Source organism: Lysobacter sp. CCNWLW3 (genome assembly GCF_036697405.1).
Taxonomy (GTDB): Bacteria; Pseudomonadota; Gammaproteobacteria; order Xanthomonadales; family Xanthomonadaceae; genus Lysobacter.
The window spans coordinates 1-13720 of record NZ_JBAHWA010000002.1 but is presented as its reverse complement, the minus strand read 5'-3'; the positions used below and the strand labels follow the sequence as shown (position 1 = coordinate 13720).

General features: G+C 71.5%; 14 protein-coding genes. 7 read left to right on the top strand and 7 right to left on the bottom strand.

Annotated elements, in window-relative coordinates; translation table 11 throughout:
- Positions 1 to 120 precede the first annotated feature (120 nt).
- Positions 121 to 1077, bottom strand: coding sequence for a patatin-like phospholipase family protein (locus V1318_RS05200; RefSeq protein ID WP_332938377.1), 957 nt, complete (start codon positions 1075 to 1077; stop codon positions 121 to 123).
- A complete protein-coding gene (locus V1318_RS05195; RefSeq protein WP_332938374.1) occupies positions 1077 to 2045 on the bottom strand; it encodes a YafY family protein in 969 nt (322 codons plus the stop codon). The genes V1318_RS05200 and V1318_RS05195 overlap by 1 nt, the downstream gene beginning before the upstream one ends.
- A gap of 219 nt (positions 2046 to 2264) precedes the next feature.
- Here V1318_RS05195 and V1318_RS05190 point away from each other — a divergent pair, with 219 nt between their 5' ends.
- From V1318_RS05190 to V1318_RS05160, 7 genes are all read left to right on the top strand, one after another.
- A complete protein-coding gene (locus V1318_RS05190; protein WP_332938372.1) occupies positions 2265 to 2840 on the top strand; it encodes a hypothetical protein in 576 nt (191 codons plus the stop codon).
- Positions 2841 to 2953: 113 nt separating this feature from the next.
- On the top strand, positions 2954 to 3532 hold the full coding sequence (locus V1318_RS05185; RefSeq protein ID WP_332938370.1) for a hypothetical protein: 579 nt from the start codon (positions 2954 to 2956) through the stop codon (positions 3530 to 3532).
- Positions 3533 to 3654: 122 nt separating this feature from the next.
- Entirely contained in the window at positions 3655 to 6522 is a 2868-nt protein-coding gene (locus tag V1318_RS05180; protein ID WP_332938368.1) for a molybdopterin oxidoreductase family protein, read from the top strand.
- On the top strand, positions 6519 to 6737 hold the full coding sequence (locus V1318_RS05175; RefSeq protein ID WP_332938366.1) for a hypothetical protein: 219 nt from the start codon (positions 6519 to 6521) through the stop codon (positions 6735 to 6737). The genes V1318_RS05180 and V1318_RS05175 overlap by 4 nt, the downstream gene beginning before the upstream one ends.
- Positions 6734 to 7522 (top strand): 4Fe-4S dicluster domain-containing protein, encoded by a 789-nt coding sequence (locus V1318_RS05170; RefSeq protein WP_332938364.1) that lies wholly within the window; start codon positions 6734 to 6736, stop codon positions 7520 to 7522. Before V1318_RS05175 ends, V1318_RS05170 begins: the two co-directional genes overlap by 4 nt.
- 172 nt (positions 7523 to 7694) lie before the next feature.
- Positions 7695 to 8684 carry a DmsC/YnfH family molybdoenzyme membrane anchor subunit gene (locus tag V1318_RS05165; protein ID WP_332938362.1) on the top strand — a complete coding sequence of 330 codons (990 nt, stop codon included), beginning with the start codon at positions 7695 to 7697 and terminating at the stop codon, positions 8682 to 8684.
- Between the two features lie 99 nt (positions 8685 to 8783).
- On the top strand, positions 8784 to 9455 hold the full coding sequence (locus tag V1318_RS05160) for a DUF481 domain-containing protein (RefSeq protein WP_332938360.1): 672 nt from the start codon (positions 8784 to 8786) through the stop codon (positions 9453 to 9455).
- Between the two features lie 273 nt (positions 9456 to 9728).
- Here V1318_RS05160 and hemC read toward each other — a convergent pair whose 3' ends face one another.
- The 5 genes from hemC to V1318_RS05135 form a co-directional block, all read right to left on the bottom strand.
- Positions 9729 to 10643, bottom strand: coding sequence for a hydroxymethylbilane synthase (hemC, locus tag V1318_RS05155; protein ID WP_332938359.1), 915 nt, complete (start codon positions 10641 to 10643; stop codon positions 9729 to 9731).
- A gap of 158 nt (positions 10644 to 10801) precedes the next feature.
- The gene (locus tag V1318_RS05150) at positions 10802 to 11530 is read right to left on the bottom strand and encodes a LytTR family DNA-binding domain-containing protein (RefSeq protein WP_332938358.1); all 729 of its coding nucleotides are present in this window, start codon (positions 11528 to 11530) and stop codon (positions 10802 to 10804) included.
- Positions 11531 to 11538: 8 nt separating this feature from the next.
- The gene (locus V1318_RS05145; RefSeq protein ID WP_332938356.1) at positions 11539 to 12600 is read right to left on the bottom strand and encodes a histidine kinase; all 1062 of its coding nucleotides are present in this window, start codon (positions 12598 to 12600) and stop codon (positions 11539 to 11541) included.
- 2 nt (positions 12601 to 12602) lie between these two features.
- On the bottom strand, positions 12603 to 13289 hold the full coding sequence (locus V1318_RS05140; protein WP_332938355.1) for an alpha/beta hydrolase: 687 nt from the start codon (positions 13287 to 13289) through the stop codon (positions 12603 to 12605).
- A gap of 58 nt (positions 13290 to 13347) precedes the next feature.
- A partial coding sequence (locus V1318_RS05135; RefSeq protein ID WP_332938354.1) for an energy transducer TonB occupies positions 13348 to 13720 on the bottom strand: 373 nt, incomplete at its 5' end.

The window sequence follows — 13720 nt, the reverse complement described above, 5'->3', positions numbered from 1 at the left end:
CGATGGAGCCACCTTGGGACGGGGGCGTCTCAGAGACTGCGACCTCTGCGCGAGCGTGCCGACCCGACGTCCACCGCCCTCGCCCTCCCCCTCTCCCTCTCCCGCATGCGGGAGAGAAGCTCAATAGCCGGCGGCGTCCAGCGCCTTGTCGGCTTCGGCGCGGCCCAGCGCGATCAGTTCGCGCGCGCGCCAGAACTCGTAGAACTGGCAGGCGTCGCGCGGTATCCGGATCACCAGCTCGGGCGGGTCCAGGGCCAGCTGCACGCGCGCGATCTGGGCCTGCATGGTGTCCAGCGAGCGCGCCATCAGTTCGGTGAAGCCCAGCTCGTAGCCGGCCGTGTCCGCTGCCGGCGGCGAGGCGGCGTTCTGGCGGCGCCAGCGCTGGCCGAACCAGCGCAACAGGCGCGCGCTGCGGGTGCGGACGGCCTGGGCATCGGCCTCGTCGGCGCTGTCGCCCTCGCCGCCGTTGCGCCGCGCCGGCGCGCCGGGCGGGCGTTGCGGCCAGCCGTGCATGTCGACCGCGATCAGGCGATGGGCGTCGGACAGGCGCGTCGCCGCGATCGGCAACGGCGCCAGCAGGCCGCCGTCGACCAACTCGCGGCCGTGCACTTCGTAAGGGGTGAACACGCCCGGGATCGCGATCGAGGCGCGCACCGCGTCCCACAGATCGCCCTCGCGCAGCCAGACTTCGCGCTGGCGCAGCAGATCCACCGCGACCGCGGTGAACGCGATCGGCAGATCCTCGATGCGCGGTTCGCCGGCGAGGTCGCGCAGCGCCTGCATCAGGCGCTCGCCGCGGAACAGCGAGGCCTGGCCCAACGCGGGATCCAGCAGGCGCAGCATGTCGGTGCGGCTGAGGCTGTACAGCCAGTCGCGATACGCTTCGAGCTTGCCGGCCGCGTACAGGCCGCCGACCAGGGCGCCGCTGGACGAGCCGGCTACCGCGACCACCTTGAGCGAGCGCGCCTGCAGCGCCTCGATCACCCCGATCTGGGCCAGGCCGCGCGCGCCGCCCGCGCCCAGCACCAGCGCGACATGCTCGTCGCTGCGGATGCGCGGAGCCTCGGCCGCGGCCATCAGCGGTCGTAGTTGCCCAGCGCCAGCGACAGCATGCTCTTGGCCTGTTCGCGCAGCACCGCCGGCTCGACGATCTCGGCGTCGCTGCCGTAGTGCATCACGTCCATCAGCAGCTCGCGGCCGGCGCTGTAGGGCAGCTTGAGTTCGTAGCGGCCGTCGGGCAGGAAGCGGCCCTGCTGCTGCGAATGCCAGTGTTCGTCGGCGACCCAGCGCGCGGCCTTGGCGCTGAACACGATCGTGGCCCAGCCCTTGGGCGTGCCGGAGAAGATGCCGTAGCTGGAGGCGAGGTGGCGGTCGAGCTCCTCGTCGGGCACGTCGCGCGCCTCGCCTTCGCCGATCCGCGCGCCGCTGATGCGGTCGACCGAGAAGCTGCGCAGCGCGTCGCGCTCGTGGTCCCAGGCGTCCAGGTACCAGTTCTCGCGGTAGTGGGTCAGGCGCTGCGGCGAGACGTTGCGGCGGGTGCGCTCGTCGGTGGAACGCGCGCGGTATTCGAAGGTCAGGGTCTTGCGGTCCAGCACCGCGGTGGCGACGTTGCGGAACGCGGTCTCGTCCAGGCGGCGGGTGCGGTGCGGGATCACCCGCACGCGCTCGACCGGCACCCGGCGGCCGCCGGCGTGCTCGTCCAGCAGCTTCTCGATGCGGTGCTGCAGCGGCGCGAGCGCGTTCGACAACACGCCGCCGCCGCTGCGCAGCAGCAGCTGCTGCGCGGCCAGCAGCGAGTGCAGCTCCTCCGAGCTCAGCCACAGGCCGGGCAGTTCGAAGCGGTCGCCCTCGCTGCTGTCGTAGCGGAACCCGGCCTCGCCGTTGCCGACCACCGGTGCCATCAGGTAGTCGCGCAGGTAGGCCAGGTCGCGGTAGACCGTGGCGCGCGAGCACTCCAGGTCCTCCTGCAGACGCTGCACGGTCACCGGATAGCGCGCGGCGGTCAGGATGCGGTGCAGGGCGTGGATGCGTTCGATGCGTTCCATGGCGGGGTCTGAAGGAAGCGGTGATCCGACGCCTAGCATCGCACCCGCGCCTACGCAGCCGCCACTGCCGCGGGCGAGAAGCCGATCACGACGCGGTTATCCGCCCGGGCGGCTAACGACCGTTTAACCGCCTGGGCGACAAGATGCGCGACCCCGGAACGGAAGCCGAGTATGCGGACGAGGTCAGGATGGAACGAGCGGACGCTGGCGATAGCGGTGGTGATCGCGACGCACCTGCTGATGGTCATGACCTTGAACCGCTACCTGCGTTTCGATCCCCCCACCCCGTCCGCGGACGATGAAGAGCCGCTGCTGGTGGTGTTCCTGCCGCCGCCGCGCCCGACGGCGACGACCACCGTCGCCGCGCCCCGCCAGCATCCGCCGCCGCCGTCGCAGACGCTGCGATCGGTGCCGACGACGCGCACCGCGCCGGCACCCGCCGCGAGCGCGGTCGTCGTCGACACCGCGCCCGTGTCCGGCCGGCCGCTATCGGCGGTCTACGTGCAACAGGCCGGCCGTCTGCGCACAGGCTCGCCGCCAGGAATGGACCAGGACGCCGCCGATCCGTTCGCCAAACGCACGCCGGCCCTGCCCGGCGCCGGCGCGACCCTGGGCGTGCCGATGCGCGAACCGATGAGCGCGGGCCGGGTGGTCGATGCGATCGGCGGACTGTTCGGCGGACGCACCTCGCCGTGCCCGGACAACCGCAAGGACATCGCCGCACTGGCCACCGGCGGCGACCGCGCCGCGCTGGAACGCGCGGTCGACTACGAGCGGCGCTACTGCCGGCCCTGAGCCCGGTCGCGCCGCGACCGCCACGACGGGGCCGCGGCCGCGCCTGGCTGGTCGCGGCCGATTCCCGCGTTAGGCTGGTCATCGGCCGCCGCCCGGCCTTGGACGGATCAGCCATGAAGACGATAACGAGCTCGAGCCGCGTGCTGTGCCTGCTGGCAAGCCTGGTCGCGCCGCCGGCCTGGGCGGGCGCGCGCGAGGAGGTCAACGCCTCGATGGAGAAGTTCATTGCCGCGCGCAGCTACCACGCCAGCATGACCGCGACCGGCGCGCACGCGATGAGCAACGAGGTCGATTACGTCGCGCCCGGCCGCTACCGCATGCGCATGGCGGGCATGGGCGAGCAGACCATCGTCGGCGACACCATGTACCTCAACATGCACGGCAAGAACACCAAGGTGCCGCTGCCCAAGGGCACCCTGTCGCAATGGCGCGACCCGGCGCGGCTGGCCGAGAACGCCAAGACCATGACCGTCACCGCGCTGGGCAGCGAGGTCCTCGGCGGCGCGCCGGCGCGCAAGTACCGGGTCGACCACAGCCAGCCGCAGCCCAGCACGATGACGCTGTGGGTCGGCAGCAACGGCTATCCGCTGCGGATCGTGACCAGCACCCGGATCCAGGGCAAGCCGATGATCACCACCATCGTCTACTCGCGCTACGACGATCCGGCCCTGCGGGTCGACGTGCCCAGGTAAGGACGGCCCTGCGCCGGACGCGCGTTTGCTGCACTGCGGTGCGATCGGCATCGCGCCGCCACGCACAAGCCCGGCCAGCGCGCAAGCTCGCCCTGGGCCGCCAGGCTAGGCACAATGGCCTCATGCGAGGGCCCGCACTCAACAAGCCAGCTCCATCGGAGCCAGCGATCGATCTGTCGCCCTCGCCGGGCGACGAGGTCAAGACGACCACCTGCTACATGTGCGCCTGCCGTTGCGGCATCAAGGTGTGGCTGGCCGACGGCAAGATCCGCTACATCCAGGGCAATCCCGAACATCCGGTCAACCAGGGCGTGCTCTGCGCCAAGGGCTCGGCCGGGATCATGCAGCACTACTCGCCGGCGCGGCTGGACAAGCCGCTGCTGCGCGTGGGCGAGCGCGGCCGCGGCGAGTTCAAGGAAATCGAGTGGGACGAGGCGCTGCGGATCGCCGCCGGCTGGTTGGCCCCGATCCGCGAACGCAACCCCGACGAGTTGGCCTTCTTCACCGGCCGCGACCAGTCGCAGGCGCTGACCGGCTGGTGGGCGCAGCAGTTCGGCACGGTCAACTACGCCGCCCACGGCGGCTTCTGCTCGGTCAACATGGCCGCCGGCGGGCTGTACACCCTGGGCGGTTCGTTCTGGGAATTCGGCGAGCCCGACTGGGAGCATTCGCGCTATCTGATGCTGTGGGGCGTGGCCGAGGACCACGACTCCAACCCGATCAAGCTCGGCCTGGGCAAATTGAAGGCGCACGGGGCCAAGATCGTCGCGGTCAATCCGGTGCGCAGCGGCTACGGCGCGATCGCCGACGAGTGGATCGGGATCCGCCCCGGCACCGACGGCCTGTTCGCGTTCGCGCTGATCCACGAACTGCTTAAGGCCGACCGCATCGACCTGGATTACCTGGTGCGCTACGCCAATGCGCACTGGCTGGTGATCCGCAATCCGGGCGGCGCGGACGACGGTTTGTTCGCGCGCGACGAAGAAGGCCGCGCGCTGTGCTGGGCGGGCGGCGCGCAACTGGCCGACGCCATCGATATCTCGCCCGCCGTGGTCGGCGAATACGTCCTGCCCGACGGCCGCCGCGCGGTGCCGGTGTTCCATCTGATCGCCGAGCGCTACCTGGACCCGCAGTACGGGCCCGACGCGGTCAGCGAGCGCTGCGGCATTCCCGCCGACACCATCCGCCGGATCGCGCGCGAGCTGGCCGAGGCCGCGTTCGATCACCCGCTGAGCCTGCCGATCGCCTGGACCGACGCCCACGGCCGCGAGCACAGCGAAATGATCGGGCGCCCGGTCAGCATGCACGCCATGCGCGGCATCAGCGCGCACAGCAACGGCTTCCACACCTGCCGCGCCCTGCACCTGCTGCAGATGCTGCTGGGCGCGGTGGATACGCCCGGCTCGTTCCGCTACCAGCCGCCGTTCCCGAAGCCGATCGCGCCGCCGAACCGGCCCGGCAAGCAGCGCCAGGCCAATGGCGTGCTGGACGCCGCGCCGCTGGGCTTCGTGCACGCGCCCGAGGACCTGGTGGTCGACGAGCAGGGCCGGCCGCGCCGCATCGACCACGCCTTCTCCTGGGCCTACCCGCTGTCCGCGCACGGCATGATGCACAGCGTGATCCGCAACGCCTGGGCCGGCGATCCGTACAAGATCGACACCCTGATGATGTTCATGGCGAACATGAGCTGGAACTCGTCGATGAACACCGCCCAGACCATAGGCTGGCTGACCGACAAGGACGACAGCGGCGAGTACCGCATCCCGCGCATCATCTACGCCGACGCCTACGCCTCGGAAATGGTCGCCTACGCCGACCTGGTGCTGCCTGACACGACCTATCTGGAGCGTTTCGACGCGATCAGCATGCTCGACCGGCCGATCTCCGACGCCGACAGCGCGATCGACGCGATCCGCCATCCGGTAGTCGATTCCAGGGAGCAGCGCGAAGGCCGCGACGTGCGCGGCTTCCAGTCGGTGCTGATCGAGCTCGGCGCGCGCCTGGGCCTGCCCGGCCTGGTGCACGAGGACGGCAGCCCGCGTTACCGCGACTATGCCGACTACATCGTGCGCCACGAACGCGCGCCCGGCGTCGGCCTGCTCGCGGGCTGGCGCGGCGAGCACGGCGAGCTCGAGGCCAAGGGCCCGCCGAATCCGCAGCAGCTGGAGCGCTACATCGAAAACGGCGGCTACTGGCGCAGCCCGGTCCCCGAGCACGCGCGCTATTTCAAGATGGCCAACCGCGGCTATCTGGACTGGGCGCAGAAGATGGGCTTCATCGGCCACGCCGAGCCGATCGTGCTGCAGCTGTATTCGGAAACCCTGCAGAAGTTCCGCCTGGCCGCGCAGGGCCATGGCGAGCGCCAGCCGCCGCAACAGCACCGCGAACGCGTCGCGACCTATTTCGATCCACTGCCGATCTGGTACGAGCCCTTCGAGGGCGCGCAGGTCGCCGACGGCGCCAGCCGCTATCCGCTCAGCGCGGTCACCCAGCGGCCGATGTTCATGTACCACGCCTGGGGCTCGCAGAACGCCTGGCTGCGCCAGATCGCCGCGCGCAACTATCTCTACCTGCACCCGGACACCGGCGCGCGCCACGGCATCGCCGACGAGGACTGGATCACGGTGGAATCGCATCTGGGCCGGATCACGGTGCAGGCGAAATTCGCCGGCAACGTGCAGCCCGACACGGTCTGGACCTGGAACGCGATCGGCAAGCGCAAGGGCGCCTGGCGCCTGGGCAAGGACGCGCCGGAGGGCCGCAAGGGCTTCCTGCTCAACCATCTGATCTCCGACATCACCCCACGCGGCGACTACGCCAATGCCGACCCGGTCACCGGCCAGGCGGCCTGGTTCGACCTGCGCGTGCGCATCGCCCGCGCCGAGCCCGCGAGCGAGAGCGCTCCGCAATTCCCGCCGCTGCAACTGGGCGAGGCCGACAATCGACCGCTGCGCTACGGCGCGGCTTTCCGCAACAAGGCGTCCCGATGAAACGTTCCTTCCGCATGCTGGCCGGCTGGTGCTGCGTGGCGCTGAGCTTCGCGCTGGTGATCCTGATCGGCGCCGGCATCTTCGACCCGGTCGGTAGCGTGGCCGGCCACGGCTCGCTGACTCCGGTGCTGGTGGGCCTGCTGCCCAGCGTGAGCTTCGGCATCGCCCTGTTCGCCCTGGGCGTGTGGCTGATCAGCACGGGGCGCAAGCGGTGACCGCTCTGCCGCCGGCGGGCAAGAAGAAGATGGGCCTGGTCATCGACCTGGACACCTGCGTGGGCTGCCATGCCTGTGCGGTGAGCTGCAAGGAATGGAACGCGGGCGGTTTCGCCGCGCCGCTGACCGACGAGAGCCCCTACGGCAAGGACCCCAGCGGGGTCTGGTTCAACCGCGTGCACAGCTACGAGATCGCGGCGGAACCGGCGGGCACGGGCTGCGGCGGCGGGGCCGCGGCGGCGGCGCCGCAACCGGCGATGACCCTGCACTTCCCGCGCTCCTGCCTGCATTGCCAGACCCCGGCTTGCGTGACCGTCTGCCCCACCGGCGCCAGCTACAAGCGCGCCGAGGACGGCATCGTCCTGGTCGACGAGGACAAGTGCATCGGCTGCAAACTGTGCTCCTGGGCCTGCCCCTACGGCGCGCGCGAGTACAGCCAGGTCGAAGGCGTGATGAAGAAATGCACGCTGTGCATCGACCGCATCTACAACGAGAAGCTCGAAGAGGCCGAACGCCAGCCGGCCTGCGTGCAGGCCTGCCCGACCCGCGCGCGCCACTTCGGCGATCTCGGCGATCCGGACTCGAAGGTCTCGCAGCTGGTCGCCGCGCGCGGCGGCGTCGACCTGATGCCGCAGCTGGGCTACCAGCCGACCAACCAATACCTGCCGCCGCGTCCGCGCCGCGCGGGCGAGGCGAACCCCACCGCGCCGGCGCCGGCCGAAACCCTGGATGCGGCCGCACTGCCGCCGGTGCTGCGCTGGCTGGATCGGGTGCTGTCGCGATGAGCCTGGGGCGAGCCGTTCGCGCCGGCATGGCGGGGTGCGCGAAAGCGGGACTGCGATGGTCGCAACGCCAAGCTCTCCAAGCCGGCATTCGCGGGAACGAGGGCCAGGCTGGTGAACTCGCGACCGCGCAGCGTCCCGTCCTCCCCTCCTATCGTCTGCGTCCGGTGCGCTGATGCATCCCGCTTTCTCGGTCATCCTGTTCACGACGCTGTCCGGCGCCGGCTACGGCCTGCTCGCATGGCTGGGCGCCTTGTTGGCGAGCTCGCGTCTGGCGTCGCTGCATGCGCTGTCCGACGACGTCACGACGACGGCGGCGCTGATGCTGTTCGTGCTGGCGCTGGGCCTGGCGCTGGCCGCGGTCGGCCTGCTGGCCTCCACCTTCCATCTGGGCAAACCGCTGCGCGCCTGGCGCGCGTTCTCGCAATGGCGCACCTCGTGGCTGTCGCGCGAGGGCGTGCTGTCGCTGGCGACCTTCGTGCCGGCGCTGGCGCTGGCGACGCTGGCGCTGCTGACCGCGCGCGGCGATGCGGTCGCGGCTGCGCGTTTGGTGGCGTGGGCGCCGTGGCTGGGCGGCACGCTGAGCGTTCTGTCCCTGCTGACGGTGGTGTGCACGGCGATGATCTACGCCTCGCTGCCGCCGATTCCGGCCTGGCGCCATCGCCTGGTGGTGCCGGTATACCTGGGCTTCGCGCTGCTCACCGGCTGGGCGCTGCTGGCCACGCTGTTGCCGATGACCGGTACGCCCGCCCCCGCGCTGCGCCATCTGGCGATCGCCTTGGCGATGCTGGCGCTGGCGTTGGCGACGATGAAGCTGCGCTACTGGCGCGCCATCGACACCACGCCGCTCACCGTCAGCCGCGCCGACGCCGTCGGCCTGCCCGGCCGCGAGTTGAGCGTGTTCGAGCGCCCGCACACCGAAGACAACTACCTCACCCGCGAGATGGGCTACGTGCTCGCTCGCAAGCACGCGCGCAAGCTGCGGCTGATCGCGCTGGCCCTGTTCGGTGCCGCGCCGCTGTCGCTGGCGCTGCTGGTATGGCTGCTGCCGGGCTTGGCGGCGTTCGCGTTCCCGCTGGCGGCGCTGGCCGCGTTGCTGGGCGCCCTGGTCGAGCGCTGGCTGTTCTTCGCCCAGGCCCGGCACCTGGTCACCCTCTACTACTGAGTTCAGGCGCGGTCGCGGCAGCGGTTCAGCCCCGGTCTTGGGACTGTAATCGGTTTCATGGCATGATCCTGGCACACATTCCAGGCCCTGTACTCGACGATGTCCGCCTTGCTCGGGCTCGCCCTGCTGGGCGGCCCTTTCGTCACATTGCCGATGCCGGTCTACGGCGACCCCACGCTGATGGCGCTGGCCAGCGACCCGGCGCAGATGCGGCTGTACTGCTTTTCGACCCGCTGCGGCGACGAGGAATGGCGGCTGGCGCTGGCGCCGCCGCCACCGCGGCTGCGCGACCTCGCCCAGCCTCCGAGCCCGCCGCGCCGGCCGCTGCGCCTGCCTGGTTCGCAGCGTTACATCGGCCTGAGCGCGCCGGCCACGCCGCGCGAGAGCCGCGGCGCCTACTCCAACGATTTCCGCATCGGCACCCGCTACGGCCTGCAGGCCCTGCGCGACGGGCCGACCCAGCTGGGCCTGCAGTTCGGCGCCGGTTACCGCCTGGCGCCCTTGTACGACGACGGCATCAACCGCGCCGGCGCGGTGATGCGCGGCGAGCTCAACTTCGGCCAGCAGATCGGCGACCGCGCGCGCTGGACCCAGCGCGTGTTCATCGAGAGCGGGCACGGCGACACCTTCGTCAAGCAGTCGGTGCGCCTGGACGTGGCCTTGTGGCCGGATTGGACGCTGGAGACCGATTTCGCGATCCGCCACGATTCCGACGGCGGCGGCGGCAGCGAAACGGCGGAGAGTTCGATCGAGTTGCGGCGGCGGTTTTAGCGGCGGCGGCGCGCAGAGGCGACGGGGTCGCGGTTGGCGCGGATGTCCGAGCCTGCTCGGTCGCGGCTCGCACCGCTTCTGTCCCACAGCCGGCCGCTCGGCGAGTTCGATTTCTGTGGGAGCGGCGTGAGCCGCGATTCGCGCCGCCGCTCGCCGCTACGCCATCGCGGCTCACGCCGCTCCCACAGCGCCGGCCGTGCTCACCCCATAGCTGCGCCGGCTAGGACTTTCGCTGCTGCGCCGACGCGCGGCATCGCATCCGAAAGACGCCGCTCAAAGCGCAGCGGCGATGAAGTCGCCGGCGCCCTGCGCGAGCAGGGCTTGCGCGACTTCCAGACCCAGGCATTCGGGGGCGTCGCCGCGGCCTTCGCCGTGGGCGCGCACCTGGCGGCCGTCGGCGGCGCCGACCAGGCCGTCCAGGCGCAGGTGTTCGCCGTCCAGGCGCGCGTAGGCGGCCACCGGCACGTGGCAGCTGCCGTGCAGAGCGCGGTTCATGGCGCGCTCGGCTTCGACGCAGGTACGGGTATCGGCGTGGTCGAGCGCGGCGCACAGCGCGCGCGTGGCCAGGTGGTCGCTGTGGCATTCGATCGCGATCGCGCCCTGCGCCGGCGCGGGCAGCCATTGCGGCGCCTGCAAACGCTCGCGCACGCGCTCGCCCAGGCCCAGGCGGTCCAGGCCGGCCACCGCGAGCACGATCGCGTCGTACTCGCCGGCATCGAGCTTGGCCAGGCGCGTGTTGACGTTGCCACGCAGGTCCAGCAGCTGCAGATCCGGGCGCAACGCGCGCAGCTGGGTCTGGCGGCGCAGCGAGGAGGTGCCCACGCGCGCGCCCTGTGGCAGCGCGTCGATGCGCGGGTAGTGCGGGCTGACGAAGGCGTCGGCGTAGTCGGCGCGCTGCAGGATCGCGGGCAGGGCGAAGCCCGGCTCCAGCTCCATCGGCACGTCCTTGAGCGAATGCACGGCGCAGTCGGCATCAAAGCGCTGCATCGCCACTTCCAGCTCCTTCAGGAACAGGCCCTTGCCGCCGATCGCGGCCAGGGAACGGTCCAGGACCTCGTCGCCGCGGGTGCTCATCGGCACCAGCACCACCTCCAGTCCGGGGTGGGCGGCGCGCAGGCGGGCGGCGACGTGCTCGGTCTGCCACAGGGCGAGCGGGCTTTTGCGGGTGGCGATGCGGAGGCGGGTCATGGGGGAATTTTAGAAGCAAATCCCCCCTAGCCCCCCTTTTTCAAAGGGGGGAACCGCAAAAGCGGGGCGGAACGCCCGGACCCGGCGCCGACGAATACCACTTCCCCCTTTGAAAAAGGGGGACTGAGGGGGATTTGCTCTAGTCCCCGCCCGCCGTCCTACAAATGCTTCAGCGTCTCCCGCAGCGCCGACACGCAGCGCCGGCTGACTTCCAGCGGCTGCTTGCCGTGGCGCAGCACCGCCTGGACGTGGCCGTCGGGGCAGCGCTTGAGCTCGACGATTTCGTGGCGGGCGACCAGGCAGTTGCGGTGGATGCGCACGAAGCGCTCGCCGAACTCGTCTTCCAGCGACTTCAGCGATTCCTCGATCAGGTCCTCGCCGCGCGCGTGGTGCACGATCACGTACTTCTCTTCGGCGTGCAGGTAATGCACGTCCTCGATCGGGATCAGGCGCAGGCTGCCGCGCAGGCGCGCGCACAGATGGGTGCGGCGCTGGCCCGGCGCGACCTCGCCGCCGCGCTCGCGGCCGGCGGCGAAGGTGCGCACGCGCTCCAGCGCGGCGCTCAGGCGTTCGGCGCGCACCGGTTTGACCAGGTAATCGATCGCCTCGGCCTCGAAGGCCGACAGCGCGTGCGCGTCGTAGGCGGTGCAGAACACCACCGCCGGACGCGGCTCGAACGCGGCCAGGTGGCGCGCCGCCTCCAGGCCGTCGATGCCGGGCATGGCGATGTCCAGCAGCACCAGATCCGGCTGATGCTCGGCGCAGGCGTGCAGGGCGTGCTGGCCGTCGGCGGCTTCGGCCACGACCTCGACGCCGTGCTGTTCGGCCAGCAGCGTGCGCAGGCGCTCGCGCGCCAGCGGCTCGTCGTCGGCAATGACTATCCTCATTGCGCCCTTCATCGGTACAGCGCCTCCACCCCGGTCGGCACGTGCAGTTCGCACAGATAGTAGTCCTCGTCCCAGCCCGCGGTCATCCGCGCCTGCGGCCCGTAGGCGTAGCGCAGGCGCTGGCCGATGCTGCGCTGGGCGTGGCGGGTGCCGTTGCCGGGGCCCTCGGCCGGGGCCGGGGCCGGATTGCGCACCCGCAGCACCAGCATGGCGCCGCTCACGGCCAGCTCGATCTCCAGGGTACCGCCGCCGGACAGGCGCGAGATGCCGTGCAGGACCGCGTTCTCGACCAGGGGCTGCAGGACCAGGCGCGGCATCGGCAGGTTCCAGGGCAGCGGTTCGTGCTTGCGCCACTCCACCCGCAGCCGGTCGCTCAGGCGCAGCTGCTCGATCGCCAGGTAGCGCTCGGCCAGCTCGACCTCCTCGGCCAGGCTGGAGTCGGACTCGCCGGCGCCTAGCGCGGCGCGGAACAGGTCCGACAGGTCGAGCACCGCGCGCTCGGCCACCACCGGGTCGCTGCGCACCAGGCCGGCGATGGTGTTCATGCTGTTGAAGAGGAAATGCGGCTTGATCCGCGCCTGCAGCGCGTCGACCTCGGCGCGCGCGCTGGCGCGTACCTGCGCCTTCCAGCCGTCGTTGATGTAGAGGTAGCGCAGCACCACGCCTACCGCGAGCATGGTCACCGCCGCGGTGCCCAGGCTGAAACGCGCCAGGGTCACGCCTGGCGGCACCAGGCTGGCGCCGACGGCGTGGTCGATGGAATGGGTGATCGCGGCGAAGACCGCGCCGAGCAGGGCCGCGGCCGCGGTCGCGATCACCCCGCCCAGGCTGGCCGGCAGGCGCAGCAGGCGCTCGCGCGAGACGCACAGCAGCACCGACACGGTCAGCGCCAGCCACAGGGCGAAGGTGCTGCCGGAGACGAAGCGCTGCCAGTCCCAGGGCGCGCCGCCGTCGGGCGCCAGCGCCAGCACGACCACGATCAGCTCGGCCATGCTCAGCATCACCACCAGCCGCGGCAGGCGGCACAGGTCGGGCAGCCAGGGTTCGCGCTCGCTGCCGGAGATACTCATGCTCAGGCTTTGAAGCGACGCGACATCCAGTCGCCGAGGTCGCGGATCTGCTCGAGGCAGACCTGGTGGGCCATGGGATAGGCGTGCCAGTCCGGGCTCAGGCCGAGCGCGCGCAGGCGCGCCGCGCTGGTCTCGCCGGCCGCGTAGGGCACCACCGGGTCGTAGCTGCCATGGGCCATGAACACCGGCTGCGAACGCGCGCCGTCGCGGGTTTCGCGCGCCAGTCGTTCCGGCATCGGCAGATAGGTCGACAGCGCGATCAAGCCGGCCAGCGGCTGCTCGCGGCGCAGGCCGGCGGCCAGGGCCACCGCGCCGCCCTGCGAGAAGCCGGCCAGCAGCAGCCGCGAGGCCGGCACGCCGCGCTCGGCTTCGCGCGCGATCAGGGCCTCGACCTGCGCCACCGATTCGTCGACGCCGGTTTCGTCGGCGCGATTGTTGAGGTCGCTGAAATCGCGGATGTCGTACCAGGCGCGCATGCGCACGCCGTTGTTGATGGTGATCGCGCGCACCGGCGCGTGCGGGAACACGAAGCGCAGCGCCGGCCAGTCGGGGCGCAGCAGCTCGGGCACGATGGAGGCGAAGTCGTTGCCGTCGGCGCCCAGGCCGTGCAGCCACAGCACGGTCCAGGCCGGCGACGGGCCGGTCTCGCGTTCGACGGTTTCCAGCAGGGGGGCGGTCGCGGTAGTCATCGCCGCATTGTGCGCTGCCGCCCCGGCGAGCCGCCAGCACCGGCGTCGCGGCGCCGGCTCAGCCCTTGGGCAGGCGGAAGCTGAGGGTGCGGCTGGTCGGCACGCGCTGGCCGCTGGCCTCGAAGCGCCAGCGCGACACCGCCGCCAATGCGGCCTCGTCGAACACGCCCGGCGGCGTCGACGACAACAGGCGCACCGCGCTCACGCTGCCGTCGGGCTGGATCACGAAGGCGATCTGCACGCTGCCCTCGATGCGGCGGTTGAGCGCGCTGAGCGGGTAGCGCGGCGCGGAATCGCTGAGCAGGCGCGGCAGCGCACGCGAGGCCGGCTCTTCGCGCCGCGGCGCGGCCGGTGGCGGCGCCGGTGGCGGCACGACGGCGATCGGCTCGGCGGCCGGCGCCTGCGAGGCGGCCGCGGCCGGCGGCGGCGCC

Coding starts and splice junctions, on each gene's coding strand:
- V1318_RS05165 (WP_332938362.1), top strand. CDS start 7,695: ATGCATCCCGCTTTCTCGGTCATCCTGTTCACGACGCTGTCCGGCGCC.
- V1318_RS05150 (WP_332938358.1), bottom strand. CDS start 11,530: ATGAGGATAGTCATTGCCGACGACGAGCCGCTGGCGCGCGAGCGCCTG.
- V1318_RS05145 (WP_332938356.1), bottom strand. CDS start 12,600: ATGAGTATCTCCGGCAGCGAGCGCGAACCCTGGCTGCCCGACCTGTGC.
- hemC (WP_332938359.1), bottom strand. CDS start 10,643: ATGACCCGCCTCCGCATCGCCACCCGCAAAAGCCCGCTCGCCCTGTGG.
- V1318_RS05195 (WP_332938374.1), bottom strand. CDS start 2,045: ATGGAACGCATCGAACGCATCCACGCCCTGCACCGCATCCTGACCGCC.
- V1318_RS05160 (WP_332938360.1), top strand. CDS start 8,784: ATGTCCGCCTTGCTCGGGCTCGCCCTGCTGGGCGGCCCTTTCGTCACA.
- V1318_RS05140 (WP_332938355.1), bottom strand. CDS start 13,289: ATGACTACCGCGACCGCCCCCCTGCTGGAAACCGTCGAACGCGAGACC.
- V1318_RS05175 (WP_332938366.1), top strand. CDS start 6,519: ATGAAACGTTCCTTCCGCATGCTGGCCGGCTGGTGCTGCGTGGCGCTG.
- V1318_RS05180 (WP_332938368.1), top strand. CDS start 3,655: ATGCGAGGGCCCGCACTCAACAAGCCAGCTCCATCGGAGCCAGCGATC.
- V1318_RS05200 (WP_332938377.1), bottom strand. CDS start 1,077: ATGGCCGCGGCCGAGGCTCCGCGCATCCGCAGCGACGAGCATGTCGCG.
- V1318_RS05185 (WP_332938370.1), top strand. CDS start 2,954: ATGAAGACGATAACGAGCTCGAGCCGCGTGCTGTGCCTGCTGGCAAGC.